This window comes from Gemmobacter serpentinus (assembly GCF_008973825.1).
Lineage (GTDB): Bacteria > Pseudomonadota > Alphaproteobacteria > Rhodobacterales > Rhodobacteraceae > Gemmobacter > Gemmobacter serpentinus.
Genome location: NZ_WCHR01000022.1, coordinates 1 through 24,544, shown reverse-complemented (window position 1 = coordinate 24,544; position 24,544 = coordinate 1). Strand labels below are relative to the sequence as shown.

General features: G+C 64.6%; 25 protein-coding genes and 1 tRNA gene. 5 read left to right on the top strand and 21 right to left on the bottom strand.

Annotated elements, in window-relative coordinates; all coding sequences use genetic code 11:
* Window positions 1-21: 21 nt before the first annotated feature.
* The 3 genes from cpaB to GBJ34_RS14555 all read right to left on the bottom strand — a co-directional run bounded on the left by cpaB (window position 22) and on the right by GBJ34_RS14555 (window position 1,421).
* Entirely contained in the window at window positions 22-861 is an 840-nt protein-coding gene (gene cpaB / locus GBJ34_RS14565) for a Flp pilus assembly protein CpaB (RefSeq protein WP_151719949.1), read from the bottom strand.
* 51 nt (window positions 862-912) lie between these two features.
* Window positions 913-1,092 carry a hypothetical protein gene (locus GBJ34_RS14560; RefSeq protein ID WP_151719948.1) on the bottom strand — a complete coding sequence of 60 codons (180 nt, stop codon included), beginning with the start codon at window positions 1,090-1,092 and terminating at the stop codon, window positions 913-915.
* A 134-nt stretch (window positions 1,093-1,226) separates the two neighbouring features.
* Window positions 1,227-1,421, bottom strand: a complete 195-nt coding sequence (locus GBJ34_RS14555) for a Flp family type IVb pilin (RefSeq protein WP_151719947.1) — start codon at window positions 1,419-1,421, stop codon at window positions 1,227-1,229.
* 414 nt (window positions 1,422-1,835) lie between these two features.
* Between GBJ34_RS14555 and GBJ34_RS14550 the strand changes: the two genes are divergently transcribed.
* Window positions 1,836-2,882: a lytic transglycosylase domain-containing protein gene (locus GBJ34_RS14550; RefSeq protein WP_226341195.1), complete on the top strand. Its 1,047-nt coding sequence runs from the start codon at window positions 1,836-1,838 to the stop codon at window positions 2,880-2,882.
* A 36-nt stretch (window positions 2,883-2,918) separates the two neighbouring features.
* Here the strand turns inward: GBJ34_RS14550 and GBJ34_RS14545 are convergent, their stop codons facing one another.
* Together GBJ34_RS14545 and GBJ34_RS14540 are read right to left on the bottom strand one after the other, a co-directional pair.
* Window positions 2,919-3,209, bottom strand: a complete 291-nt coding sequence (locus GBJ34_RS14545; protein WP_151719946.1) for a GNAT family N-acetyltransferase — start codon at window positions 3,207-3,209, stop codon at window positions 2,919-2,921.
* Window positions 3,210-3,314: 105 nt separating this feature from the next.
* Window positions 3,315-4,388 carry a hypothetical protein gene (locus tag GBJ34_RS14540; RefSeq protein WP_151719945.1) on the bottom strand — a complete coding sequence of 358 codons (1,074 nt, stop codon included), beginning with the start codon at window positions 4,386-4,388 and terminating at the stop codon, window positions 3,315-3,317.
* Window positions 4,389-4,513: 125 nt separating this feature from the next.
* On the opposite strand from GBJ34_RS14540, the gene GBJ34_RS14535 reads away from it, so the two are divergent.
* From GBJ34_RS14535 to GBJ34_RS14525, 3 genes are all read left to right on the top strand, one after another.
* A tRNA-Leu gene (locus GBJ34_RS14535) sits at window positions 4,514-4,597 on the top strand.
* Window positions 4,598-5,074: 477 nt separating this feature from the next.
* Window positions 5,075-5,578, top strand: coding sequence for a MarR family winged helix-turn-helix transcriptional regulator (locus tag GBJ34_RS14530; RefSeq protein ID WP_226341194.1), 504 nt, complete (start codon window positions 5,075-5,077; stop codon window positions 5,576-5,578).
* A 193-nt stretch (window positions 5,579-5,771) separates the two neighbouring features.
* A complete protein-coding gene (locus tag GBJ34_RS14525; protein ID WP_151719943.1) occupies window positions 5,772-6,116 on the top strand; it encodes a DUF6616 family protein in 345 nt (114 codons plus the stop codon).
* A 524-nt stretch (window positions 6,117-6,640) separates the two neighbouring features.
* On the opposite strand, the gene GBJ34_RS14520 is transcribed toward GBJ34_RS14525, so the two are convergent.
* The 10 genes from GBJ34_RS14520 to pedF all read right to left on the bottom strand — a co-directional run bounded on the left by GBJ34_RS14520 (window position 6,641) and on the right by pedF (window position 17,362).
* Window positions 6,641-7,090, bottom strand: coding sequence for a pseudoazurin (locus GBJ34_RS14520; protein WP_151719942.1), 450 nt, complete (start codon window positions 7,088-7,090; stop codon window positions 6,641-6,643).
* A 106-nt stretch (window positions 7,091-7,196) separates the two neighbouring features.
* Window positions 7,197-9,395: a hybrid sensor histidine kinase/response regulator gene (locus GBJ34_RS14515; RefSeq protein WP_151719941.1), complete on the bottom strand. Its 2,199-nt coding sequence runs from the start codon at window positions 9,393-9,395 to the stop codon at window positions 7,197-7,199.
* Window positions 9,392-10,546 carry an FIST signal transduction protein gene (locus GBJ34_RS14510; protein WP_151719940.1) on the bottom strand — a complete coding sequence of 385 codons (1,155 nt, stop codon included), beginning with the start codon at window positions 10,544-10,546 and terminating at the stop codon, window positions 9,392-9,394. The genes GBJ34_RS14515 and GBJ34_RS14510 overlap by 4 nt, the downstream gene beginning before the upstream one ends.
* A gap of 140 nt (window positions 10,547-10,686) precedes the next feature.
* Entirely contained in the window at window positions 10,687-11,400 is a 714-nt protein-coding gene (locus GBJ34_RS14505; RefSeq protein ID WP_151719939.1) for a response regulator, read from the bottom strand.
* Between the two features lie 355 nt (window positions 11,401-11,755).
* A complete protein-coding gene (locus GBJ34_RS14500; RefSeq protein WP_151719938.1) occupies window positions 11,756-12,181 on the bottom strand; it encodes a hypothetical protein in 426 nt (141 codons plus the stop codon).
* Between the two features lie 44 nt (window positions 12,182-12,225).
* Entirely contained in the window at window positions 12,226-12,867 is a 642-nt protein-coding gene (locus tag GBJ34_RS14495; RefSeq protein ID WP_151719937.1) for a pentapeptide repeat-containing protein, read from the bottom strand.
* 131 nt (window positions 12,868-12,998) lie between these two features.
* Window positions 12,999-14,858 (bottom strand): PQQ-dependent methanol/ethanol family dehydrogenase, encoded by a 1,860-nt coding sequence (locus GBJ34_RS14490; protein WP_226341193.1) that lies wholly within the window; start codon window positions 14,856-14,858, stop codon window positions 12,999-13,001.
* 34 nt (window positions 14,859-14,892) lie between these two features.
* The gene (locus GBJ34_RS14485; protein WP_151719936.1) at window positions 14,893-15,897 is read right to left on the bottom strand and encodes a quinoprotein relay system zinc metallohydrolase 1; all 1,005 of its coding nucleotides are present in this window, start codon (window positions 15,895-15,897) and stop codon (window positions 14,893-14,895) included.
* Complete coding sequence (locus tag GBJ34_RS14480; RefSeq protein ID WP_151719935.1) at window positions 15,894-16,679, bottom strand: quinoprotein dehydrogenase-associated SoxYZ-like carrier; 786 nt, start codon at window positions 16,677-16,679, stop codon at window positions 15,894-15,896. Before GBJ34_RS14480 ends, GBJ34_RS14485 begins: the two co-directional genes overlap by 4 nt.
* 5 nt (window positions 16,680-16,684) lie before the next feature.
* Window positions 16,685-17,362, bottom strand: coding sequence for a cytochrome c-550 PedF (gene pedF / locus GBJ34_RS14475; RefSeq protein ID WP_226341192.1), 678 nt, complete (start codon window positions 17,360-17,362; stop codon window positions 16,685-16,687).
* Here pedF and GBJ34_RS14470 point away from each other — a divergent pair.
* Window positions 17,346-18,032, top strand: a complete 687-nt coding sequence (locus tag GBJ34_RS14470; RefSeq protein ID WP_226341191.1) for a rhodanese-like domain-containing protein — start codon at window positions 17,346-17,348, stop codon at window positions 18,030-18,032. The genes pedF and GBJ34_RS14470 overlap by 17 nt on opposite strands.
* A 145-nt stretch (window positions 18,033-18,177) precedes the next feature.
* Here GBJ34_RS14470 and mnhG read toward each other — a convergent pair whose 3' ends face one another.
* The 6 genes from mnhG to GBJ34_RS14435 are packed head-to-tail and all read right to left on the bottom strand — an operon-like array spanning window position 18,178 to window position 24,306.
* Window positions 18,178-18,540, bottom strand: coding sequence for a monovalent cation/H(+) antiporter subunit G (gene mnhG / locus GBJ34_RS14465; RefSeq protein WP_151719932.1), 363 nt, complete (start codon window positions 18,538-18,540; stop codon window positions 18,178-18,180).
* Window positions 18,537-18,821 carry a K+/H+ antiporter subunit F gene (locus tag GBJ34_RS14460; RefSeq protein WP_151719931.1) on the bottom strand — a complete coding sequence of 95 codons (285 nt, stop codon included), beginning with the start codon at window positions 18,819-18,821 and terminating at the stop codon, window positions 18,537-18,539. Before GBJ34_RS14460 ends, mnhG begins: the two co-directional genes overlap by 4 nt.
* Window positions 18,818-19,309: a Na+/H+ antiporter subunit E gene (locus GBJ34_RS14455; RefSeq protein ID WP_151719930.1), complete on the bottom strand. Its 492-nt coding sequence runs from the start codon at window positions 19,307-19,309 to the stop codon at window positions 18,818-18,820. The genes GBJ34_RS14460 and GBJ34_RS14455 overlap by 4 nt, the downstream gene beginning before the upstream one ends.
* On the bottom strand, window positions 19,306-21,051 hold the full coding sequence (locus tag GBJ34_RS14445) for a monovalent cation/H+ antiporter subunit D (RefSeq protein ID WP_192931230.1): 1,746 nt from the start codon (window positions 21,049-21,051) through the stop codon (window positions 19,306-19,308). Before GBJ34_RS14445 ends, GBJ34_RS14455 begins: the two co-directional genes overlap by 4 nt.
* A complete protein-coding gene (locus GBJ34_RS14440; protein WP_151719929.1) occupies window positions 21,048-21,392 on the bottom strand; it encodes a Na+/H+ antiporter subunit C in 345 nt (114 codons plus the stop codon). Before GBJ34_RS14440 ends, GBJ34_RS14445 begins: the two co-directional genes overlap by 4 nt.
* Before the next feature lies 1 nt (window position 21,393).
* Window positions 21,394-24,306 (bottom strand): monovalent cation/H+ antiporter subunit A, encoded by a 2,913-nt coding sequence (locus GBJ34_RS14435; protein ID WP_151719928.1) that lies wholly within the window; start codon window positions 24,304-24,306, stop codon window positions 21,394-21,396.
* Window positions 24,307-24,544: the final 238 nt, after the last annotated feature.

The following is a 24,544-nucleotide window of genomic DNA, read 5'->3' as shown; positions in this document are numbered from 1 at the left end:
GCGCGATGGCACTTCATCACTTCAGTTGGTGCAAGGGATCTCGACCTCGACCACATCGGTGCCAACGCGCTTGCGCACCGTGCAGGCCTTCGGGGTATCCGCGACCTGGATATCGGCGACACCGAAGATCGAGGTGTCGACTTCCAGATTGGAGACCGTCTCGCTGCCCTCGGAGGTGCCAACCAGCGAGACCGACAGTTTGCCGGACGCTTGCGCCTGCGCCAGACGGGCCACCTGTTCGGGCGAAACCGAGACCGTCATGGCCTTGGGCACCTGAAAATTGTTGCCGTCACGGCTTTTGCCCTCGGGGCGGTCGACCGCGATGATCTCGACCGCGCTTTCGATGAGCATGGTCTTTTCCTGGCCGGTCATGGTGACGCCGGTCCAGTAGACATCGACGCGGTTGGTCGGCTGCAACAGGCGCGAGGCACCGGCAGTGTCGCTGAAATTGATGGTGAAGGCGCGTTGGCCGGGGGCCAGCATATTGGTCAGGCCTGCGGTCTCGCCCGGTTCGGTGACCTTGACCGCCAGAAGCGGCTCATAGGTTTCAAATTGGCGCAGCACATAGCGCGGGTCCTTCTGCCCTTCCACGAAGGGCGGGTTCTCGGCGGTGAAGATGCCTTCGGGCAGGGCCTTCTTGGGCCAATAGATCGTCTGCACATCTTCAGGGGTCAGAACATCGCCATAATTCAGCGGCTTGTTGACCACATAGACCTTCACGACCTGCCCGATTTCGCGCAGCGTATCCTGGTCGCGTTTGTGCTGGGCCTGGGTCTGGCCCACATATTGCTGCACCATATAGACCGATGCGCCCGCAAGGGCGAAGCCGGCCAGAAGAATTCCGACACGCGTCAGCTGCATAACAGTCATCCTAAAGGGGCGCGCCGCAACGGGGGCGGCCCGGAAAAGAAATCAGGACCGGAGGAAGGTCCCCACGAGCTGAGCCAGGAGCGTTCCTTGCAGCACGCCTTCGTTCACGATCACCACGATGACGCCAAGTGCCATGATGACGATGGCTGCGGTGATGACCACGAAATCCACGGTGACGGCACCGTCATCCCGTTTGAGGAAGGAGTTGAAAATACGCTTCATCTGCCATGGGCCTTTTGAAGTTTCCGGCGCAGGCGGGTCCGACGTTCTGCTGGACACCATTCACGCAAGAGGCTGCGGTCCACATGGAACCGCAGCCTGCTTTGTCACGCTTAAGTCAAACGTAGACGGTCAGATCAGTTGCGGCCGACTTCGCGAGCTTCTTGCATGTCGGTGGCGATCTGGTCAGCGGTCGCCTGGACTTCCGGGGTGACGGCGCTGATGATCAGGATGCCGAGGCCCACGATGCCAGCGGTCAGCACCACGAAGTCAACGGTCACGGCGCCCGACTCGTCTTTGGCGAAGTTTTTGAAGATGTTCAGGAGTTTCATGGTCTCAGTCCCTTAGGTTCGATTTTGCTCTGGTTACCACCGCCCCGTTTCGCGTCTGACCGGCCTCTGTTCCGATCCGCTCTTCGTTGCGGCATGGGCTCATATAGCCCTCCAATGGTGGCGGCAGTTGGGAGGCAATATGGCCGAATTGGAAATCTTGCTGAGGCTTGAGCGATTTCACTTAGGGGCCTGAATCTGCGCGATTAATTTTTCGTAAATTTTTCCGCTTCAACCTGGGCGATAATTTTGGGCCGCGGAGTTGGACGCAATTGCGGCAAAACTGCCACGATTGCCCTTGGTTTGCGCGGGTTTTGCTGGATCGACGGGCACGATTCTGCGAGGATTCCCGGATAACACCGAGAAACGGGCAGGAACCCCATGAGGCGGGGACGTAACACAGGCGCTAAAAGCGGCATGATTCTTGTATCTGCGGCCGGGATTTTCCTGTCTTGGCCGCTGATGGGGGCTGTTGGCGCTCAGGATTCGGCGGATCCTTTGCTGGATTCTGTGCCCGATTCCGGTTTTTCGTCTGACCCCGCACCGGATCCGGCTCCAAAGGCAGATGTCGATAACCCCGATGTGACGAAATCCGATGCGACGCAGGCCGAATCTGCGGCGCAAGCACCAGCCGCTACGCCGCCCCCGTTTGAGGATTTCACCTTTCGGCGTGTCACGGCCCCGACCGGCGGGGTCGGCAAGCGCATTCAGGTGCAGATCGATCCGGCCGAACAGGCGCGCCGTCTGGCGGCGGGCGCGCGCGTCAAGCTCAAGCGCGCGGCGGATCTGACGCCGGAAGACGCGGTGATCGCGGATGCGCCCGAGGCCCCGGCACCCACCGTGCCCGGCAGCCAGACCACGGTGCCTGCGGCCTATTCCTGGTTCTGGGACAGCGTGCCAACGGCGCGCGATGCGGTGCAGGGCCGCTATCCGCTGGCGATGTCGATGCTGTCGCAAGGACCGAAGGGCGCACAGGTGGCTGCCCCCCGGATGCAGCATATGCAGGATATCGCTCAGACCTATGGCACGGATATCCTCAAGGCCACGGTCGGCACTGAAGTGTCGCCGGCGCTGGTGCTGGCGGTGATCGGCATCGAAAGCGCCGGGCGCAAGGATGCGGTCAGCAGCGCAGGGGCGCAGGGGCTGATGCAGCTGATCCCTGCGACGGCGGAACGCTTTGGAGTCACCGATAGCATGGTGCCGGCACAGAACATCAAGGGCGGCGTGGCCTATCTTGACTGGCTGATGAAGCGGTTTGACCGTGATCCGTTGATGGTGCTTGCGGCCTATAATGCGGGCGAGGGGGCGGTGGATGCCAATTCCGGCGTGCCGCCCTATGCCGAAACCCGCGATTATGTGCCAAAGGTTCTGGCCGCCTGGCAGGTGGCGCAGGGGCTTTGCATGACCCCGCCCGAGATCATCTCTGATCCATGTGTGTTCCGCATCATCGCGGCGGGGGGCTGACCCCGCGCCTTGCGGGATCGGCCAAACGGTCAGAGGTCAGACTGAAAAGGCATCCGCCCATTCAGGGTGCTTCTTGCGCTGCGCATTCACAAAGGGGCAAAGCGGCATGATCTTCACGCCCTCGGCCCGGGCCTGTTCCACCATCCGTGTCACAAGGGCAAGCCCTGCGCCGGTGCCGCGAAAGCTGTCCGGCACGCCGGTATGATCGGCGATGATCAGTGTGGGTGAGGCGATGGAGAAGGTGACCTCGGCCTCTTCGCCATTCTGGCGGATGACGTAGCGACCCTTGGAGCCGTTCACCTCGCGGGTGATCTCGAAATCGGGCATCTGAACCTCCTGTTTCCTGTCGCCATCTGGTGCCGAATGGTCAGACAAGGCAAGCACTCCGACGGTGCGGGCCTGCACAGGACCTCTGCGCAAGCCCTGCGGGTCTCAGCCCGGCAGCATCGACCAGGCCAGAAAGGCCATGGCATTGTGCTGGATATAGTCGATCTGCACCTTGTCATGGGCATCGCCGCGCCGGAACTGCCCGCGCCGGAACCAGCGCAATTGCAGCGCCAGGTTCTCGCGCAGGCAGCGTTTCAGATCTCGGATCTGCTCGGGCGTGAAGAAGCGTCCCGGGGCCTGGGTGTCCAGCCAGAGGAAATGCGCCAAAGCCTCGCTCCGGCAGGCGATGGGGGTGGATTCGGCCCGGTTGCGATAGCTGTCATCGGTGACAATCGCCGCCAGCAACGCTCCCAGATAGTCGCGCCCCAGATCCTGCGGCACCAGCCCCCGCGCGCAGGCCTCGGCTGCGGCATAGGACATCCAGTGGCTTTGCACATCGATGCCATAGCCCTGCTGCATCAGCGCCTCGGCCACCGGGCCAGTCAGGGCCGGATCGGCGCCGCTGGCAATCAGGCCGAACAGCGCCTCGCCGGTATAGTAATCGCTGTGAAAGCCCTCGTCATGGCCATCCTCGGCCTGCCGCATATGGGCAAAGCGTGCAGGATCGGCCTTGTCCTGCTGGGCGAAGGCATAGGTGCCAAGCGCCGCCATCGTGTCGGGCAGGTCCATCGGCAGGCGCGGCGCGCGCAGGGCCGCCGCATCCGGTGCCATCGCGCGGGCATATTCCGGCAGCATCAACAGCGCGAGGCCGACACCTCCCAGCTTGACGCGACCGCCAGTGACCAACGCAAGGCCCGGCGCCCAGTCGACCGCCCGCATTCGCCGCCCGGCATAGCCGACGCCTGCGCGCAACGCCCGCGCCTCGGTCTTCAGCAGCGGCAGGCGCAGCACATTCACCGCCCGCAGCATGAACCACAGCGTGCCGCAATGGCGCAGCATATTATATCCCTCGATCTCGGCCTCGGGATCATCCATCTTGTGGGCATAGATGAAACTGCCTTCGGGGCGCAGCATACGGAACAGATGGGCAAGCCCTTCTGCGGCGACCGCACGGGCCAGATCAGGTGTCAGGGCATCGGGGGAAATCGGCGCGCTCGGTGCGCGGGCAGAAACTGGCATCACGGTCTTCCGAAACAGGGAACGGGGCCTGAGTTGCGCAGGGTGCGGGCCAAAGGTCAACGGGCGATGCACGCCTGTCCAGCGCATCTTTCCCTTTCTCTATCGCAGGGTTATGGTGCCGCGCGGCCCGCGTGGTGGAATGGTAGACGCTGGGGACTTAAAATCCCTTGCCTTCGGGCGTGCGGGTTCGAGTCCCGCCGCGGGCACCAGATGACATCTGTTCTGAAAAGTCCGTAGCCCGCGCAATCTGGCGGGGGCGGTCCTGTGGGGGATGGGTTTAGCCTCTGGGTTGCCACCCGGCGGGTTCCTCAGCCATCACGCTTGTGTGCCGGTTCGAAAGTGATCGTCGTCAGGTGATTTGCTGGCAAGTGCTGCGGGGGCGCTGTCCGCAGGTCGCGCAAGCCCCCGGCGTGATCTGCACCGGCGGGCTTCATCTATCCGAACCGGGCAGGCAACCGGCTCTCGCAGTGTCGGGGCGTTCGTTCGGGGCAATGCATCTGTTGCCCGGCCCAGACCCGGTTTCCGCTGTCCCGGGCGGATAAGCGGGGTAAATTACAGCCGTTGCCAAAGCCTGCGTGCCCAACCTGCTTTTGCGGAATAAGGCCGTCGCGCTACTGGCGCAGCCAGAGGCGGCTGTGCCATATTGACATTTAGATAGGTGACATACTATATGCCGACATATGAAAATGCTGGAACAAAAACATCAAGCCTTGCTGGATGAGGCGGAGCGTCGCGGGCAGCCGGACACCGACAATATCCGGCTTTGCTTTCAGGTGCTGACACTGGCCGCGGCCATCGATCGCGCTTGCGCGGCCAGACTTGCGCCGCATCGCCTGTCTGAAGGGAAATTCGTGCTGCTGTTCCTGCTGCGCGATCTGCCGCAAGGTCTGGCTGCGCACGCATTGGCCGAGCGCGCCGGCGTGACGCGCGCAACGGTCACCGGGTTGCTGGACGGATTGGAACGCGACGGCTTTCTGGCGCGTCATGATGACAAGGAGGACCGGCGCAAGCTGTCGGTGCGCCTGACTGAAAAGGGGCAGCAAATGGCGGCCACCTTGTTTGATGAACACAGCCAATGGATCGCCAGTTTGTTCGCCGGTGTCGATCCCGAGGGGCGCGCGGCGCTTACGGCGCTTCTGCACCGCGTCTGGCGCAATGTGGATGCCATGGCTGAGGGCAGCCCCCTCTGAGCCCGCGCGCCCGGCTTGCGCCCCGCAGGCTCAGGTCTCGCAGGCTTGGGCCTGCGGGTCGGGTTTATCTAGGCAAATGACGGAACGGGCTGGCAAAGGCCCACGCGACTTGAGGTGCCTGCCTCAAGCGATTTCTGCAACCGCGCCCCGCGATCCATCAACCGTTTGGGCAATTCATGGAAGGACCCTCGACATGGCACATTATCTGGCCGAACTCTATACGCCGAAACCCGCATGGCTGGCGCTGGACCAGACTGGCCGAAAGCAGTTTTTCGCGACCATCGGCGCGGGCATGGGGGCGCTTGCGGCCCTTGGCGTTGAGGCGATTGCCTTGGGCGAAACGGAGGCTGCGACGCTTCATGCCCCCGCGCAGCAGTTTTTCGCGATTTGGCGTGGACCGGATGCGGCATCCATCGGTGCGCTGGTCTCGGGTATCGCCGCTTCGGGTTGGCATGATTACTTTGAGACGATCAATGCGACCGGCCAGGGTCTGGACCTGAACGGCCACCTCGCGCAACTTGCGGCGCTGGAAGCCTGAACGGCGGGGCGGCCAGCTTGCCAATACCTGCAAACCAATACCCAAGGCAGATCCTTCGGGAGCGTGGTGATCTGTTTCTTCTGCCGCGCGGCCCTGATCCGCGCCAAATGTCGGGCTGCATGGCGGGCTACCTCGCCGCGTGGCCCGGGCCACACCGCAGGGGCCGGATACAGGCGGTGCGCTGCGCCGAGAGGTTCGGTGCTGCGCAACCGGTTGCTCAGGACAGATCCGCCGTCACATGACAGCCCAGGGTGCTGCGCCGAACTTGGAACCCGCGCCTGGGCACCCAAGGCTTGGGGTGCCCAGGCGCGGGCAGCCGGTGACGGAGGGAGCCGGTGCCGGGCGATCCGGTGTCGGGGGAAGTCGGGCCTTGACCGACCGCCGGCCTGACGAACGTGGATATCTGCCTTCGGGACATCGACATCCCGGACCGGGGGCGGCCCCGTCCGGGACAATCCAGCACCGGACGATCCAGCACCGGACGATCATGGGGGCCAATCGGGGCGCGCCGATCCTGCTGGGCCTCAATCGGCGATCTGTGCGAATGCCGCGCCCATGCGTTCCGCAGCCTTGGGGGGCAGCTTGGCAGCTTGCGCTGTTTCCAGATTGGCGGGTGCGGCCCCGACCTGGATCAAGGCGACCATCCCCATGGTGAAATGTGGCGTGCATTTCACGCCATAGACCCCCGGCGCGTCCAGGGTCAGCACAAATTCCTCATTCACCTTGCTGCGGAACGGCTCCACCCCTTCGGGCAGCATGGTCTTGATGCCCTCGACATTGTGGCTCTTGTCGGTGGGCACAAAGCGGACCGTATCGCCGGGTTCGGCGCGCAGGAAAGCGGGCTCGAACACCATCGTGCCGCTTTCGCCCTTGTTCAGCATCTTCACCTCATGCTCGGCCGCGCGGGCCGCAACTGGTGCCACGATTGCCGGCAGGGCAAGGGCCATGGAAAGGGTCACGATCAGGTGTTTCATTGCGTTCTCCCGTTTTGGTCTATGCGGACCATGGCGGGGCGTCAGGACAGAGACAATGCGACCATGGTCGATGCGACCTTGGCGCCGGATGCGCCTTGGCGCGGGTCTAGGGCAAGGCGGCGGATTGCAGCACGAAGGCCCCAAGGGCATCGGCGTCTATGGGCTTGAACATGATGTCCAGCCCGGCTTGGCCCGCGGCGTCACGGGTGTCCTGCGTGCGGTCGGCGGTGATGATCCGGGTCGGACGAGGGCCGAAGCGGCGATGCAGGACCTGCGCGGTCTCGACCCCGGTCAGACCGGGCCCAAGTTGCTGATCGATCAAGTAAAGATCGGGGACGATGCCGATTTCTTCCAGAAGGGCGATGGCCTCGCTGCCACTGGCGGTTTCCAGCACCTCGATGCCGCGCCGTTCCAGCGACAGGGCGATCGCGCGGCGCAGCCCCTCGTCATTCTCGATCAGCAAGGCGATGCGCCCGCCGGGCAGGTCTTCCGGTCGCGGTGGGGCGGGCTGGTCATCGGGCGGCGGCACCGCGCGCGCCACCGGCAGTTCCACCGCGAAACAGGTGCCGATCCCCGGCTTGGATCGCAGCGTCAATGGATGGCGCAGCAGCGCGCAGGCGCGCTCCACAATGGCAAGGCCCAGGCCCATCCCCTCGGCCGCCGATGCGGAGCCGCCGATGCGGTGAAATTCGCGAAACACCGCCTGCTGGTTTTCCGGCGCGATACCGGGGCCGGTATCATGCACCTCGATCCGCACCGATCCGCCAAGGCGGCGCGCCCCCACCAGAACCCTGCCGCTGCTGGTATAGCGCAGCGCATTGCCGATCAGGTTCTGCAGGATGCGCCGCAGATAGGCGGCGTCGCTTTGCACCGCCAGCCCGCAGGTCACGATCGTCAGCCGCAGCCCCTTGTTCGCGGCGATGGGAGCAAATTCATCGGTCAGTTGCGCCAGCAACAGCGACAGGGGAATGGGCATCACCTCGATATAGTTCGCCCCGGCCTCAAGCCGGGATATATCCAGCAGCGCCCCCAGAATGCCCTCGACGCTGAGAAGGGCGTTATGCGCCTTTTCCAGCGTGGCGGACTGGCCCGGCCCGGCCTCGTCGCGGGCAGCGGCGACAAACAGCTTGGCCGCTGACAGGGGTTGCAAAAGGTCATGACTGGCCGCCGCCACAAAGCGCGCCCGCGTCGCATTGGCGCGCTCGGCGCTGGCAAGGGCTGCCGCCAGTTCCTCGGTCCGGGTCGCCACCCGCATTTCCAGCGTTGCATTGGCGCGCAGCATGGAATGGACCGCCAGTCGTTCACGACTGACATCGCTGAAGGACAAGACAAAGCCGCGGCCCGGCATTTCCTGGCCATAGGCGGCCAATACCACGCCGGAGGGCTGCTGGATCTCGAAGGAGATGGGCGGGCGGCCATTGCTCATGCGGATCCAGGCCCGCAACCGCGCCGCAGTGAACCCCGAGGAAAACGCCGCATGGGCCAGGGCAGGGGCGATCAGCGCCTCGAAATCCACCCCGCGCCGCAACAGGGGCGCGCGAATGTCGAGCATTTGCGCCATCCGCCAGTTCCATCCCGCCATCCGCCGGTCGCCATCGACAATGGCCACGCCTTGATTGAGATGATCCAGCGTGGCGCGGATCATCCGCGCCTGATCGTCCAGCAGCTTGCCGCGTTCAGACCGTTCCGCCCGGATGATCTCGGTCACATTGGTTTGCAGCACCACGGTGCTGCCATCCTCCATATGCTGTTCGCTGACCTGCAACCAGCGGTCGCCGGTCAGATCGACATAGAAGACCCGGCCCGACAGGTGATGGGCCATGCGTTTTTCCGCCCAGATCTCGCTGCCTTGACCATGGGGCAACAACAGATGGCGTGATCGGCTGGCGGCGCGAATGTAATCGGTGAAGGTGATGCCGGGACGCAGCCGGGCGCGGGCATCGGGCAGTTCGCTGCAAAAGCGGCTGTTCAACAGCACCAGCCGCTGTTCGGGATCGAAAAGCGCAAAGCCTTCCTCGATGGCTTCGACCGCCTGCGCCAGCACATGGCGCGCGCGTTCGGCGGTGGAATTGGCCTCGTTCAACAGGCCGAGCGCGGTTTCCAGCTCGCGCGTGCGCTGGCGGACATGGTCTTCCAGCACGGCGGCGCGACGAAATTCCTCAAAGGCGGCATCGTGATCGCCGTGACCCTGTTCGGCATGACGCATCAGCGCATCGGTGATGGTCAACAGCTTCTCGATACTGACAGCGGGATCGTCATTGGGATCCAGCAAGCCGTCGGAGATGCGGTGGCGATCGGGGTTCATTGTGCAGCCTCGATGCGGGTGCCGGGCGGATAGAAGGCGCAGCCGGTCAGGGTGTGGTTCACATGCATCGGGCCGATCTGCTCGCCATAGGTTGAAAATCCCCAGACCTGATGGCGGCGCAGCACCTCCGAGACGCGTCCGGCAAGCTGTTTCTCGCGCGCCTCGACCCGGCGCAGGATGCAGTCAAAGCCAAGGATCGCGATGGGGCGGCCCGGGGCGGCCAGGCGCTGCAACTCGGTCTCCAGATGCGCGACCATATCGCGTGGCCGGGTCACCGACAGCACGACACCGCTGGCGATGGCCGAAAAGAACAGCAGATCGCCCGAGGGCAGCATCCGCTGGATCGCCCGGACATGGTGGCGTGGCCCCATGCGCAAGGCCAGCGGATAGGCCGCGAAGGTCAGGCTGTCGAGGCTGGCGGGATCCTTGCCCAACAGGCGCGCATATTCCTGGGCGGCGGGTTCGGCATTGATCCGCCGCACGATGCGCGCAGCCGGATCGGCATCCGTCACCACCATGCGCTGCCCTGTCGGGTCCAGGTGGTCCATGTTCAGCGCCTGCACAGGGCAATCGCTGCGCAGCACGCATAGGACGGCGGCATGTTGCAAAAGCTGCCCGTCATGCAGGATGAAGGTGCGGGCAAAACGGGTGCCGTCGCCCGCCGATCCCCCGATCATCGGAATATTGCCTGCGCCGCCGGCAAGGGCTGCGGCCAGTTCGTCCTCGCGCACCGAAAGCCCGTCCACCAGCAGCAACGCGCATTCATGGGCAAAGCCTGAATGGGCCAGCAACAGCCGTTGGCGGGCCTGCAGGAATGCGGCCGCCACCGCATTGCGCGAGAAATGGTCCAGATCCGGGATCAGCAGGGTTTCGGCGGCGAAATGCTGGGCGGAAAAGCCGATGGCGACCACCGTTTCCTCTTCATAGCCCGCGCCGGTGATCTCACCCGCGGTGGTGCAGCCGACAATCTGCGCCCCGGCATGGCTGGCCCTGAAGGCTTGCGCCATGCCCGCCAGATCGGCCTGGGGCGACATCAGCAGCAGGATCAGGCTGAACGGCCCGGGCCCGAGGGCGCGCAGCAACCGTTCGCCCGCGTCTTGATCGCGGATCGACACGCTGGCGCGCGCCACGATTTCTGCGCCCTTTGTCATGCAGATCCCTTGTGTCCGATCCTTGGTCTTGGTCGTGAGACCCCCACCCGATGCCTCGCCCCAAAACACGGCCCCAAAACACGGCCCCGGAAAATGCGGCCCCGGATAGACATCCTTGCCGGCCTAGTCAGGGCCTGTGCCTATTCCCCCCGCATTGCGGCGCTGGGCATCTCGGCGGGGGACATGGCAGCAAAGCTGACATCCTGGGTAAACAGAACGGCCTGGGTCCGGGTCTGCACGCCCAGCTTGCGCATGATCGCCGTGATATGGGCCTTCACGGTGGTTTCCGCGACCGACAGCTCATAGGCGATCTGCTTGTTCATCAGCCCGGCACTGACCAGCTGCAGGATCTTGCCCTGCTGCCGGGTCAGAAGTGACAGCCGCGCCACGGCCTCTTCGGCAGGGGTGGGCGTGGTCTGGTCCAGAATGCGGCGGCTTGGATGGGTTTCGCCGCGCGCCAGAATGGCAAAGGCCTCACGAAAGGCCTCGCGCGCAGCATGTTTGGGCACGAAGGCGCTGACGCCCGCCCGCAGCGCGGATCGCACCACGCGTGGCTCGTCCATCGACGACACCACGATGATGGGCGTTGCAGGGGCCGCCTGACGCATCCGCACCACACCGTCCAGCCCGTTCACATCGGGCAGGTTCAGATCCAGCACGATGACATCCGGCGCCTCCCCCATGGCGAGCCGGTCCAGTGCTGCGCCAAGGTTCCCCACGGCCTCGACCCGGCTGATGCCCACCGGGCCTGCCAACGTCATCGACAAGGCGTCACAAAACAACGGATGGTCATCCACGATCAGCACCGAACGCAGCGGGCGATCCGTCGCCGAGATGCTGCTAGCTTGCGCCATGCGCCTCCTCCTCCCGAGGTTATGGACATCCGGGCCTCCGTCGCCCTCGCGTCCCGCGACAATCTGGAGGTTTGCCCGACCGGCCTCCCGCGCCGATGGGCATTCCTGCTTGTTCAGCATCCGCTGCCCGCCCCTGAAATTGTATAAGACAATGGTCGTAGGCGGCCGGGGCTGGCTGATGGGGCCAGATGGCCGCTCTGGCCTCGCCGCAGCAGATCGCCAGGCGATCGGGTTGGGGGGCGTGGGGCCTTGCGGAGGGCCGCTGCCGCGCAGGGGTCTGTGGCGGATCGCAGCCGCGCTGGGCCGCTATGTGGCGGGGGCGGCCCTTTTGGCGGGGCGGCGCGCATTGGATCGGTCAGGGCTTTTCAAGGCTCATCCGCCAGCCGCCCGAGGCATTGACCTGCAGGCTGTAGCGGCCCGGATGGCGGATCAGGTAGCTGGCGGTCCCGGCCCCGGCTTGATGCAGGTTTTGCACCACCGCCCCGGTGCCATCCAGCAGATAAACGACCATGATTGCGTCCATGCTTTCAAAGCTCAGCAGCGTCGGGGCCTGCAGATCGAAGGGGGGCGTGACCTGGCTGCCAGTGCCCCGAAACACCGTGCCGGGGGCCTTGGCGGGTAGCGCATCGTAACAGGCAAGCCGCGCCATCGTGTCGGACTGGCGGCGGCAGGCCAGAAGGCCCGCCGCATAATCCTGTGCCGCAAGAGGCACCGCCATGGCCAGGGTCACGGCCATGGCAGACAGGGCGACAGCGGCCCTGGGTCCCGTCAGCGAAGGCATCCGGTCCCGCCAGATCGCCGGCTTCGGACTTTGCAGGTTCGTGCTTACCAGTTGACCGGGCATCCGGTGCAATTCTCCATATGGACGCCCTCCCAGATCGCATAGGGCGCATAATTGCCCTCCAGATGCGCATCGGCGAAGTCGGCATTGTAGAACTTGGTTTCCAGCAGATTGGCCGCGACGACCGTAGCCCCGACAAACTTGCCCTTATGCACGGTCGCAGCCTCCAGCGAGGCGGCTGTCAGATCGGCATGTGAGAAATCCGCGCCCGCCAGCCGCGAATAGGCCAGATTGGCCCCGACCAGCTTGGCATTATGCAGGTCGATCCCCTGCGCCTGGGTCACTTCCATATTGGCGCCGGTCAGGTCGGCACCCGAAAAGTTGGCCCCCTTCAGCTCTGCCCCGAAGAAATTGGCGCGCGTCAGCAAGGCCCCCGACAGATCGATCCCGTTCAGCTTCAACCCGCGCAGATCGGCATGGCGCAGATCGGCGTCTGGGCAGGAGCCGCCGGGCTTGAGTTCGCATCCGTTGATGACCAGCGGACCTTCCTGCGGGGCGTCGGTATCGACGATGACGGGGAAGCCCACGGTATTGACGCCGCCGGTCAGGGCACCGCCCAGCATATCGGCCTGCGCCGCAAGCGGCAGCAAAAGCGCGGCCGTGACGGCCATAAATTTGGTGTTCATCGGAACCTCCAGCCAAGGGGGGAACGGCAAAGGGGGGGAAAAGCAAAAGGGGGATCCCCGATCAGGGGCGTTGCAATCTTGCGATCCCGCAAAACGGGGGCGGCCGGTGCCGCCCCCGGCAGTCAGCGGGATCAGTTGGCCGAGGCCAGCAATTCGTCCGGGATCTCGAACACCCAGAAAGAGCCGCCCTGGCTGACCTGCGTGGTCAGTGTCGCCATATCGCCACCCCAAAGCGGAACCGCGCCGCCGTAACCCGAGGCAATGCCGATATATTGCTTGCCGTCCAGCTCCCAGGTCACGGGCTGCGAGATGATCCCCGAGCCGGTGTTGAACGACCAGAGCTGCTCGCCGGTTTCGGCATGGAAAGCTTTGACAAAGCCGTCCGAGGTGCCGGTGAAGACCAGATCGCCCGCGGTGGCCAGCGCACCGGCCCAAAGCGGGAACTTCTCGTTATGCTCCCACTTCTTCTCGCCGGTGACCGGGTCATAGGCGCGCAGGGTGCCGATGTGATCTTCATACATCCGCTTGATGCGGAAGCCCTGACCCAGATAGGCCGCGCCTGCCTGATAGGTGACGTTCTCGGTCCAGTAATCTTCTTTCCAGTTGTTGGCGGGGATGTAGAACAGGCCGGTCTTCTTGGAATAGGCCATCGGGTTCCAGTTCTTGCCACCGAGGAAGGGCGGCGAGACCTCGATCGTGGCCCCCTTGTCCTCGCCTTCTTTCGGCAGCGGCGGGCGTTGACCCTCGTTTTCGACCGGGCGGCCGGTTTCCAGATCGATGCTGCTGGCCCAGGTGATGTTATCCACGAAGGGGAAGGCATTCAGCAACGCGGTCGGGCGGTTGATATCGCCGCCGCGCTTGGACAGCGCATCGACATCTGTCACATAGAAAAAGCCGTTCCGGTCGGCATGGCCGCCCGCGCGGTGGGTCTTGCCGTCCTTGTCGGTATAGTCGAACAGGATGATCTCGTTATTGCCCGAGAAGTCCCACGCGTCATTCGGCGTATGCTGATAGAAGCCGACCAATTCGCCATTGGACGGATCGACATAGGCCTGACCCGAAGTATACAGGCTGTCGCCCGGCGTGCGCGCCCAGGTGTTCCAGGGGGCAGGGTTGCCCGCGCCCACGATGATCGTGTTGGTTTCGGGGTCGAACGAGGCCGATTGCCAGGGGGCGCCGCCACCATGGCTCCAGGCTTCGACCTTGCTGCCATCGGCATTGTTGGGCCAGCTGGGTGCTGCCGGATCGCCGGTGATGGTGCCCTCGGCTCCGGCCAGCGTGCCCTTGTGACCTTCGACGAAGGGGCGCATCCAGATCTCTTCGCCGGTATCGGGATCGCGGGCGTAAAGTTTGCCGACCACGCCGAATTCATCCCCCGAGGATCCATGGATCAGCATGACGCGGCCGGTCACCTGATCCTTCACGATGGTCGGTGCGCCGGTCAGGGTATAGCCGATCTTGTGGTCGTCGAACTTCTCGCGCCAGACCACCTTGCCGGTGTTCTTGTCCAGCGCGTAGATCGAGGCATCCAGCGCGCCGAAGAAAACCTTGTCGCCATAGATCGCAGCACCGCGGTTCACCACGTCACAGCAGGGCCGGATGTCTTCGGGCAGGCGGGCCTCGAACTTCCAAAGCCGCTCGCCGGTCTTGGCGTCCAGCGCCCAGATCCGGGAATAAGAGCCCGTGATATAGATCACGCCATCATGCACGATGGCCTGGCTTTCCTGACCGCGCTGCTTTTCATCCCCGAAGGAAAAAGCCCATGCCGGGCGCAGATGCTTGACCGTATCGGCATTGACCTGCTGCAGCGTCGAATAGCGTTGGGCATTGTTGCCCATGCCATACATCAGCACGTCAGTTGTGGTTTCACTATCGGCCAGAATGTCCTCCCAGGTGACATCCTTGGTCTTGCGGGCCTCGGCCAGCGCAACCCCCGCCATGGCAATCAGCGCGATGGCGCTGGCGGTGGTCAGTTTCTTCAGCATGGTCATGTCGTCTCCTCCATCCATGAACCGGCATTTGCAGTCAGAGCCCGCCGACAAGCGGCAGGGCTTCCGTTTCGTGATCCGCCCATCGGTGAATGACCGAGCGCAGGTATTCCTCGGGATTGGCACCAAGTGCCGCGAAGGCGGGCGCGGGGCCTGCCGACATCGCCTCGATCGGGGCCAGCCCCAGGTCGGCCGCCTGTGTCAGTCGGGCGCGCGTGGCTTCCAGATAGGCGCGGGTCTGGGCCAGTGCCGCGCTGGAGCGGTGAAAGCCGCCATGGCCCGGCACCGTGCCCGAGGGTTGCAATTGTGCCAGCCTGTCCAGCGCCTTGAGCCAGATCCCGTAATCGGCATCGGGCAGGCTTGGGGCACGGTCGAGAAACAAAAGATCGCCCGCAATCAGCGTGCCGCTGTCTTGATCCAGAATGGCCAGATCGGCCTGAGTATGGCCCGACAGCGCCAGAAGGCGCAGCGCCCGACCGCCGATCCGTGCCTCGCCGGCCTCGGTTGTGCCACTGGCGGGCAGCGGGCTGGTGCCCGACATCCACGGCCCCAGAATGGCGTAGAGCGAGGCCGCGAAATCCTGTCCGTATTGGGCGCAGGCCGCCGCGGTTTGCGGCAGCGCCACGATCTGGCGGTCGGCAAAGGCCCCATTGCCGAACCAGTGGTCGGGGTGATGATGGGTGTTCACCACCGTCGCGACCCCGCCCAGCCGATCATCGGCAAAGGCGCGGATCTCGGCGCCCATTCCAAGGGTGGAGCCGGTATCGATCACCACCGCACCCTGCCGGGTTTCCAGCAGCACGATATTGACGATGGCCCCGCCATTGGCAGGCGCGAAGACCTCGCGCGCGCCCTCGATCATCCAGACACCCGCCGCCACTTCGACCGGGCGCAGATCATAGCGCCGGGTCTTGGCACGCGCGGGCACGGGGGCGAACGTCGCGCCCAAGCCAAACGTGCTGAGGCCTGCGGTGGTTGGAGTCAAGGCGGCCGCAGCCATCCCGACCAGTGCATCGCGGCGGTGCAGGGAGATGGGGCTCATGGTGCGCCCTCCGCCCCGGACACCTTGCCCCGGAAGCCGTTGCCCAGATTGTCGCGGGCCCGGATCGTCACCTCGCCGCGCGCCAGATCCTGCGGCAGCAGGAAGGTGAGCGAGGGGTTTTCCTCCAGCGGCTCGAACAGATCCAGCGCTGCGATCTCGGCCCCATCGGCATCCAGCAAGAACAGTTCGGTCAGGAAATGCGCGGCAACGCCATCGGCAAGCCCTGTATCCTGCGGATGCCGGATATTCACGCGCAGCCTGCCGGTCTCGGGCCAGATCCGCGCGCGCATTTCGCCAAAGCCAAGTTGCCAATCGGGCCGTGCATGGGCGACCGAAGGCGCGCTGCACCCGCCGCCCAGGGCGCTGACCCAGGCCGCACCCACATGCCAATCCTGCCCGATCCGGGCCGACGCGCGCAGCGCCCCCGCAACCTCGTATTTCACCGCAAAGCCCAGAAATGGCAGGGCGCGGCCGGGGCGAAAGGTCATCGCATGGGCGAAGGGGCTGTAATCGACGGTCACAAGGATCTCGTCAACCCGGCCCGGCAGCGCCGTCGCATCGATCAGAAAGGGCACATGAGCCGAGTTTTCGGCAGCTTTGGGCGCCAGCACCGCGATTGCCGGATCATTGCTCCAGCGGGCCTCTTTCCCCAGATAGGCCTCGCGATGCAGCGGCCACATACCGCTGTCGAACGGATCGCCCCCCACCGCCGCCGCGCCGGTGGCCGGCAGGATCAACGGCCTGTCGCCTCCGGGCAGCAAAGAGGTGAGAAGCGCGCCCATCTGCCTCAATCCCGCAACGATCCGGCGATCAACTCGGCCGCGACGGTGGCGCGGGCCGGATCGGCACGCAGGATATGCGCGGCCTGCGCCAGCACGGTCACTGATTTCGGCGCGCCGGACAGGGCGGCGAACTGGTCATTCGCGGTGTCCAACTCATCGGCGACAGCGCCCGCGGCCGCGGCATCCGCGCCCGCCTCCAGCGCCTTCACCTTGTCGAGAAGCGCGTGGATCTCAGCCGATTTTCCGGCCATCTCATCGGCATCGGGCCGGGTCTCGATATAGGTGCGGATCGCCCAGACTGCCTGCTGGTTGAAGATATCGGCGAAGGGCGGCATCTTCACCGCGCCGTTCTGCTCATAGCCATGCAGAACGCGGTCAAGATACCATTCATCGCCGAAATCATTGGCTTCGAGATAGCGCAGATCCGGGGCAAGCCCGCCCGAGATCGCCTCCAGCCCATGGCAGCGTGCGCAGTTGGAGTTGAAGCCCTTGGCCCCCACCTCGACGGCCTTGAACAGCACGTCGCCGGTGGCCGCGCGCCAGGGGTTTTCCTTGGCCATCTCCTCGGGCAAGTCCGGCAGTCCGGCGGTGTCCACAGCCTGCGGCACGGTATCGCCATGCGCCAGCACCATGGGCGCGGCCAGGGCCAACGAAAGTACAATAGGAATGGTCTTGCGATTCATGCTGGTCTTTCCCGAGGTCTGGCACGCCATCGAGGCGCGGCTTGAAACCACAATTCGCCAAAACGAGGGGGGCGATAAATTGTCCATAGGTCGTAGGTCGCGCCGTCTGATGCTTGGGACCGCGCTTGTGCTGGCTGGGGGGATATGGGTCGGGACGCCCGGGGCATGGGCCGAGGAAGGGCCGCTGTTTGATGGGCAGGGTTATCGCCTGAAGGACTACCGCGCGCCCGTCCCGGCCGAGGCCCCAGGGGCCCGCACCATCACGCTGTCAGAGCTGCAGGCGCTGCAATCCGAGGGGGCCGTGCTGCTGGATGTGATGGGGCTTCGCCAGTTCGAGATCGGGCAGGACGGGGTCTGGATCACGCCCGAGGATCACCTGACCATTCCGGGGGCCATATGGTTGCCGGTGGTCGGTTGGGGCAAGCTGGAAGAGTGGCAACAAGCCTATCTGGAACAAGGGCTTGCGCGGCTGACCGAAGGTGATCTTGCCACGAAGATCGTGGTCTTTTGCAAGCTGGATTGCTGGCTCAGCTGGAACGCGGCGCAGCGTATTTCGGCGCTTGGATATCGGCAGCTTTACTGGTTCCCACCGGGGGTGGACGGCTGGTCGGATGCAGGGCTGAAGCTGGTCTTGACCACGCCGTTGCCGCGCCCGCCGATGCGGGAATGAAGGCCGATTCAGGCAGCATCACCGGCCCGCAATCGGGGCGGGGTCAATCGGATTGAGCCGGAGGTTGAGATCGCCATGCGGTGCACAGGCTGCGCAAGCGGCGGGGAGCCGCCGCAGGCATCATTCCCCCGGGGGCCAGGGGCGATCAATCCTCGGGCGGGGCCGAGGTGGGGGGCACGTCCGGGTTGCCCTCCATCCGGTCGCGATGCAGCGCGGCGCGGCTCAGCAGCATCAGTGTGATCGGCGTCGTAATCATCACGAAGCTGCCGATCACCAATTCATGAAGGATGGCGCGGCCATCGAGCCAGGAATAGGCCAGCATCGAGGCCAGCATGATCCCGGCGGTGCCCCAGCTGGTGCCAAGGGTCGGGGCATGGATACGGTCGTAAAAGCTGTTCAGCCGCACAAGGCCAAGCGCGCCCAGCATGGTCAGCGTGCTGCCGATAATCAGCAAAAGCGCCACGGGAATCGCGATCCAGAGGGGCAGGGTGTCCAGCGGCGTGCTCATTCGATCACCTCGCCGCGCAGCAGGAACTTGGCCAGCGCGACCGTTGCCGCAAAGGCCAGAACGCCGATCACCATGGCGGCTTCAAAGAAGAAAGGCGTGCCGATACGCATTCCCGTCACCACGAACAAAAGCATCGTGGTCACATAAAGTGTATCAAGCCCCAGCACGCGGTCCTGCGCGCGCGGGCCGCGCAGGGTGCGCCAGCCCGCCATGCAGGCGGCAAGGGCCAGCATCAACTGGGCATAGCTCAGCGCCGCGATCAGGATGGTTCCGGCCGTCATGCGAAAGCCTCCAGCAAAAGCGATTCATAGCGGTCGCGGATCTGGCTTTGCCAGTCATCCTCCTCGCGCATGTCGAAGACGTGCAAAAGCAGGATGCCGCTATCCATGTCATGCTCCATCCAGGCGGTGCCCGGGGTCGCGGTGATGACCATGGCCAGCAGCGCCAGCGGCATCGGATCCTGCAGGCGCAGCGGGATCTTCACAAAGCCCGAGCGGCGGCGGTGATGGCGGTCGCCGCCAAACAGGATCAGCCGCGCCACCGCGATATTGGACCGGATGATGTCGACGCTGACAACGGCACCAAGCCGCACCAGCGCCCATGGGCTGCGCAGTTGCGGCCCCACGGGTTCCAGCCGGGCGAAAGCCAGGCCTGCCAGCCCCGCGATCATGCCGCCCAGCAACAGATGCCCCAGAGAAAAGCTGGTCAGCAGCATCCAGACCAGCGTCAGCCCGGCGGTCAGCAGCGGATGGGGAAGGATGCGTCTCATGGTTGAACCTCCCCGTTGGGCGCGGAGGGCGCCGGCGTTGCCGGGGCCGGTGCGGGAGCCGCTGCGGAGGACGGTGCCTGAGCGGCGGGTTTTGCGGGGGGCGAAGGTGCCGGTGCGGGGGTGGGTGAGCTGACCACGCGCGGCGCGCGCAGCACGCCCTCGGCATAGATCGTCGGGCGATACAGCGCCTCGGCGGTGGCGCGCATATAGCGCAGCGCATCATCGGCGCGCACCGACAACAGCACGATCATGGCGCAAAGCACCAGAACTGGCGCGATTTCCAGCGCCAGCACACGCGGCACGACACCATCCGAGGCCCAGAAGGTCTGGATGCCGATCCGCACCAGCCCGATCAGCGTGGCCAGTCCCGAGACCAGCATCAGCGCGACAAAGGCCCAGCCCAGACCGGCGGGCAAGGCCTCGCTTGCCATGACGCCGCGCAGGATCGCGACCTTGCCGATAAAGCCCGGCAGCGGCGGCAGACCTGCCAGCACCAGCAGGCAGATCCCGAAGGAAAGCCCCAGCACGGTCAGGGTGCCCGGGATGGCCAAGCCGGTTTCGGGCTGGCTGTCCTCTTCCTTCTCGTCCAGACCATAGGCATCGGCAGTCAGCGCCAGCAGGGCGGCGATGCCGCCTTCCTCGCGGCTCATCGGCTCAATGAGCAGGAACAGTGCGCTGGTCGCAAGGGTCGAGGCCAGCATATAGAACAGCGCACCGCCCAGCATGGCGCTGCCGCCGCCCATTAGGGCGAAGCCTGTGACGGAAAGCAGCGTGCCAGATGACACCAGCACCAGATGCGCGGCCATGCGGCCAAGCCCCTGCGAGGCCAGAACGCCGATAAAACCGAAGATCACGGTGGCCATGCCGCCGCCCAGCAGCAGATAGGCCCCAAATCCCGCCGATGCACCGGCAGAGGCCCCGAACATCAGCATGGACAGACGCAGCACCACATAGACCCCGACCTTGGTCATGATGGCAAAGATCGCGGCCACCGGGGCGGCAGCGGCCATATAGGCGGTCGACAGCCAGAAGGATAAAGGCCAGATCCCGGCCTTGATCAGAAAGGCAAGACCCATCAGAACGGCGGCCGCGTGCAGAAGCGGGCGCTCGCTTTCCGGCAGCAACGGCACCAGATTGGACAGATGCGCCATGTTCAGCGTGCCGGTCACGCCATAAATCATGCTGACGCCGATCAGGAACAGCAGCGAGGCCGCAAGGTTGACCGCGATGTAATGCAGACCCGCGCGGATCCGCAGCTGCCCCGAACCGTGCAGCAACATGCCGTAGGATGCGGCCAGCAGCACTTCGAAGAACACGAACAGGTTGAACAGATCGCCGGTCAGGAAGGCCCCGTTCAGCCCCATCAGCAGGAACTGGAACATCGAATGGAAGTGCTGGCCCTGTCTGTTCCAGCCCGCCGCCGCATAGACCAGCGCGGGAAGGGCCAGCAGCGCGGTCAGCACCAGCATCATGGCCGACAGCCGGTCGATCACCAGAACGATGCCGAAAGGCATGGCCCAATCGCCCAGCAGATAAAAGCCGATATCGTTGCCGCCCGACAATGCGCTGCCCTTGGCGCGATTGAGCAGCTCGATCGCGGTCAGCAGCAGCGCCAGAGCCGATCCAAGGCTGATCAGCAGCTTGGTCCGGCGCTGCCGGTCATCGTAGAGCAGCATCAAGGCACCCGCGAAGAACGGGATCAGGATCGGCGCGATGATGAGGTGGTTCAGGCCTGCGGTCACTCGTCACGCTCCTTGCCGTCAACATGGTCGGTGCCGGTGACGCCGCGCGAGGCGATCATCACCACCAGAAACAGCGCCGTGGTGGCAAAGCTGATGACGATCGCGGTCAGGACCAGCGCCTGTGGCAGCGGGTCGGCATAGGCGGCGGGGTTGATGAAACCGCCCTTCGGCATGATCGGGGGCGCGCCAGGTGTCAGCCGCCCCATCGAGAAGATGAAGATATTGACGGCATAGGACAAAAGGCACAGGCCGATGATCACCTGAAAGGTGCGCGGGCGCAGCAGCAGCCAGACGCCCGAGGCGGTCAGGATGCCGATGGCTGTGGACAGCACGATCTCCATGTCAGACTGCCTCCCTTTCCGTCGGGCCCGATGCCGCTTCTGCCGCGGCTTCGCTGGCTTCCTGTTCGCGCAGACGGGCCGAACGCAGCGACTGGTGGGCGATCGCGATCAGCATCAGCACAGTGGCGCCAACCACCAGCGCGAAGACGCCGGTATCGAACAGCATCGCGGTGGCCGCGGGCACCTTGCCGATCAGCGGGACCGAGACATACTGCGCATGTGCGGTCAGGAACGGGTAGCCGAAGGCAAAGGCCCCGACGCCGGTCGCCCCCGCGATCAGCAGCCCGACCCCCATCCAGCGGATCGGCAGCACGGTCAGCCGTGCCTCCACCCAGCGGACGGAATGGCCCATATATTGCAGCAGGAAGGCAATCGCGAGGGTGACGCCGGCCGAGAAACCACCCCCCGGCAGATCATGCCCGCGCATGAAGAAATAGGCGGAAATCACGATCATCACCGGGAACATCCAGCGCATGATGACCGAAGGCACCACCAGATAATCGCGCAGATTGGCGGCGTGGATATCCTTCTGCTGATCCGGGCTGGAGCGGCTTTCCGACGCCGGACGGAAGCGGCGCAGCAGCGCAAAGACCGTCAGCCCCACGATGCAAAGCACGGTGATCTCGCCAAAGGTGTCAAAGGCGCGGAAGTCGACAAGGATCACGTTCACCACATTGGTGCCGCCGCCCTCGTAATAGGCATTGCGCAGGAACCAGTCGCCGACATTGGGGATCAGGGGCCGGGTCATGATGATATAGGCGAGGAAGGCCATGCCAAGGCCCGCGATGGCCGCGATGCCCAGATCGCGCATCCGCCGCATCCGGGCGGGCAGCAGCTTGTCATCGGCAATCTCTTCGCGCCGCTTGGGCAGCCAGCGCAGCCCCAGCAGCAGCAGGGCGGTGGTCACGATCTCTACCAGCAACTGTGTCACGGCAAGGTCAGGTGCCGAGGCCCATGCGAAGGTCAGGCAGGTCACCAGACCCGCCCCGCCCAGCAGCATCATCGCGGCAAAGCGGTGATATTTTGCCTGCCACGCCGCGCCGATGGCGCAGGCTGCGCCCACCACCCACATCAGTGCGAAGGCGATGTTGAACGGGTTGGAGCGGGGCCGGTCGGTGATCTGCACCGTCTGCCACAGCGTGGCCGTCGTCAGCACGATGGCCAGCACAACGATAATGGTCAGTTGCGGTTGCAGCCGTTCGGTCCCGGTCAGCTTGTGCAGCGCGCGCGGCCATTTCCACGACAGGGCCAGCAGCATCCGCTCAAAGATCTTCTGTGCCCGGATCCGGTGCAGCAGCGGCGGGCCCTCGGGTCCTTCGGCAATCCGGGCGGCGAAGACCAGATACAGCACCGTCCCGCCGGCAAGGGCCAGCAGGCTCATGATCATCGGCGTGTTGAAGCCGTGCCAGATCGCGATGTCGTAATAGGGCAGGTCCGGCCCCAGCACGGCGCGGGCGGCAAGGTTCAGCGCAGGCCCCAGCGTCAGCGCGGGCAGGATGCCAACGACAAGGCAGACCAGCACCAGAAGCTCTACGGGGCGGCGCATCCAGGCCGAAGGCTCATGCGGTTCGCGCGGCAGATCGACCGGGGCCGGGCCGAAGAACACGGTATGGATGAAGCGCAGCGAATAGGCGACGGCGAAGATGCTGGAAATGGTCGCAAGATAAGGCATGGCATCGTCCAGCCATGTGCCATTGTGCCAATCCACCGCTTCGGCAAAGAACATCTCTTTCGAGAGGAACCCGTTCAGCAGCGGCACACCTGCCATGGCGGCCGAGGCCACGATGGCCAGCGTGCCGGTCACCGGCATGAAGCGGATCAGCCCGCTGAGACGGCGCATGTCGCGCGTGCCGGTCTCATGATCGATGATGCCCGCCGCCATGAAGAGCGAGGCCTTGAAGACCGCGTGGTTCATGATGTGGAAGATCGCGGCAAGGATCGCGCCTTCGCTGCCGATGCCCGCCAAGGCGGTGATCAGGCCCAGATGGCTTATGGTGGAATAGGCCAGCAAGCCTTTCAGATCATGGCGGAACAGCGCGATCATTGCGCCCAGCAAAAGCGTCGCCATACCCGTGCCGGTCACGGCATAGAACCACAGCTCCGTCCCACCCAGAACCGGGAAGAACCGCACCAGCAGGAAGACGCCTGCTTTCACCATGGTGGCCGAATGCAGGAAGGCCGAAACGGGCGTGGGCGCGGCCATTGCGCCGGGCAGCCAGAAATGAAAGGGGAATTGCGCCGATTTGGTGAATGCGCCCAGAAGGAACAGCCCCAGCACCAGCGGATACAGCCTGTGCCCGCGCACCAGATCGCCCGCCGCCAGCACGCGGTCCAGATCGTAGCTGCCGACAATCTGGCCCAGAACCAGCATTGCAAACAGCAGACAGACCCCGCCTGCCGCCGTCACGATCAGCGCCATCCGCGCACCATCGCGTGCCGCCTGCCCCTGATGCCAATAGCCGATCAGCAGGAAGGAAATGACCGATGTCAGTTCCCAGAACACCACCAGCATCAGGATATTGCCGGAAATCAGCATCCCGACCATCGCGCCAGTAAAGGCCATCAGGAAGGAATAGAAGCGTGGCACCGGGTCGGAGCGCGACAGGTAATAGCTGGCATAGATCACCACCAGAATGGCAATTGCCAGCACCAGCGCCACAAACAGCCACGAGAACCCGTCCAGCCGGAAGGTCAGGTTCATCCCGATCGAGGGGACCCAGGGAATGGTGACGCGCAAAACCTCGCCCGTCACGATCCGGTCATGCAGCGCCATCAACACCGCAAGCGCGCCCGCCATGCTCAGCCCCGAGACCCAGGCGGCAGCGGTATGCGAATTCACCGAAAGCGACGCGGTGATGAGGGCTGCGATAAAGGGCAGGCCGATCAGGATCAGGATCAGGTTCTGTTCGATCATCCGGGGCTGTCGGCTCCTGTAACGGTGGCGGAACGGTTGCCGCCCCGTCAGGCCGATACATCACGACTCATGTCCTGCCGATGACAGCGGATCCGCAATACGACCTCAAAAGGGAAGCTCGTCACTTATGAAGGCAATCTATCTGGAATTTCGCGGCACGCAGCTCAGTTCCGACGGCGGCCTTCTGGTGATGCGCGAGCTTGATGACGCGCTCGGGTTGTCCGATTTGGCGTCAGCG

Excerpts from the sequence above, each read along its gene's own strand:
- cpaB (WP_151719949.1), bottom strand. The coding sequence starts at position 861 with ATGCAGCTGACGCGTGTCGGAATTCTTCTGGCCGGCTTCGCCCTTGCG.
- GBJ34_RS14560 (WP_151719948.1), bottom strand. The coding sequence starts at position 1,092 with ATGAAGCGTATTTTCAACTCCTTCCTCAAACGGGATGACGGTGCCGTC.
- GBJ34_RS14555 (WP_151719947.1), bottom strand. The coding sequence starts at position 1,421 with ATGAAACTCCTGAACATCTTCAAAAACTTCGCCAAAGACGAGTCGGGC.
- GBJ34_RS14550 (WP_226341195.1), top strand. The coding sequence starts at position 1,836 with ATGATTCTTGTATCTGCGGCCGGGATTTTCCTGTCTTGGCCGCTGATG.
- GBJ34_RS14545 (WP_151719946.1), bottom strand. The coding sequence starts at position 3,209 with ATGCCCGATTTCGAGATCACCCGCGAGGTGAACGGCTCCAAGGGTCGC.
- GBJ34_RS14540 (WP_151719945.1), bottom strand. The coding sequence starts at position 4,388 with ATGCCAGTTTCTGCCCGCGCACCGAGCGCGCCGATTTCCCCCGATGCC.
- GBJ34_RS14530 (WP_226341194.1), top strand. The coding sequence starts at position 5,075 with ATGCTGGAACAAAAACATCAAGCCTTGCTGGATGAGGCGGAGCGTCGC.
- GBJ34_RS14525 (WP_151719943.1), top strand. The coding sequence starts at position 5,772 with ATGGCACATTATCTGGCCGAACTCTATACGCCGAAACCCGCATGGCTG.
- GBJ34_RS14520 (WP_151719942.1), bottom strand. The coding sequence starts at position 7,090 with ATGAAACACCTGATCGTGACCCTTTCCATGGCCCTTGCCCTGCCGGCA.
- GBJ34_RS14515 (WP_151719941.1), bottom strand. The coding sequence starts at position 9,395 with ATGAACCCCGATCGCCACCGCATCTCCGACGGCTTGCTGGATCCCAAT.
- GBJ34_RS14510 (WP_151719940.1), bottom strand. The coding sequence starts at position 10,546 with ATGACAAAGGGCGCAGAAATCGTGGCGCGCGCCAGCGTGTCGATCCGC.
- GBJ34_RS14505 (WP_151719939.1), bottom strand. The coding sequence starts at position 11,400 with ATGGCGCAAGCTAGCAGCATCTCGGCGACGGATCGCCCGCTGCGTTCG.
- GBJ34_RS14500 (WP_151719938.1), bottom strand. The coding sequence starts at position 12,181 with ATGCCTTCGCTGACGGGACCCAGGGCCGCTGTCGCCCTGTCTGCCATG.
- GBJ34_RS14495 (WP_151719937.1), bottom strand. The coding sequence starts at position 12,867 with ATGAACACCAAATTTATGGCCGTCACGGCCGCGCTTTTGCTGCCGCTT.
- GBJ34_RS14490 (WP_226341193.1), bottom strand. The coding sequence starts at position 14,858 with ATGACCATGCTGAAGAAACTGACCACCGCCAGCGCCATCGCGCTGATT.
- GBJ34_RS14485 (WP_151719936.1), bottom strand. The coding sequence starts at position 15,897 with ATGAGCCCCATCTCCCTGCACCGCCGCGATGCACTGGTCGGGATGGCT.
- GBJ34_RS14480 (WP_151719935.1), bottom strand. The coding sequence starts at position 16,679 with ATGGGCGCGCTTCTCACCTCTTTGCTGCCCGGAGGCGACAGGCCGTTG.
- GBJ34_RS14470 (WP_226341191.1), top strand. The coding sequence starts at position 17,346 with ATGGTCTTGCGATTCATGCTGGTCTTTCCCGAGGTCTGGCACGCCATC.
- pedF (WP_226341192.1), bottom strand. The coding sequence starts at position 17,362 with ATGAATCGCAAGACCATTCCTATTGTACTTTCGTTGGCCCTGGCCGCG.
- mnhG (WP_151719932.1), bottom strand. The coding sequence starts at position 18,540 with ATGAGCACGCCGCTGGACACCCTGCCCCTCTGGATCGCGATTCCCGTG.
- GBJ34_RS14460 (WP_151719931.1), bottom strand. The coding sequence starts at position 18,821 with ATGACGGCCGGAACCATCCTGATCGCGGCGCTGAGCTATGCCCAGTTG.
- GBJ34_RS14455 (WP_151719930.1), bottom strand. The coding sequence starts at position 19,309 with ATGAGACGCATCCTTCCCCATCCGCTGCTGACCGCCGGGCTGACGCTG.
- GBJ34_RS14440 (WP_151719929.1), bottom strand. The coding sequence starts at position 21,392 with ATGGAGATCGTGCTGTCCACAGCCATCGGCATCCTGACCGCCTCGGGC.
- GBJ34_RS14435 (WP_151719928.1), bottom strand. The coding sequence starts at position 24,306 with ATGATCGAACAGAACCTGATCCTGATCCTGATCGGCCTGCCCTTTATC.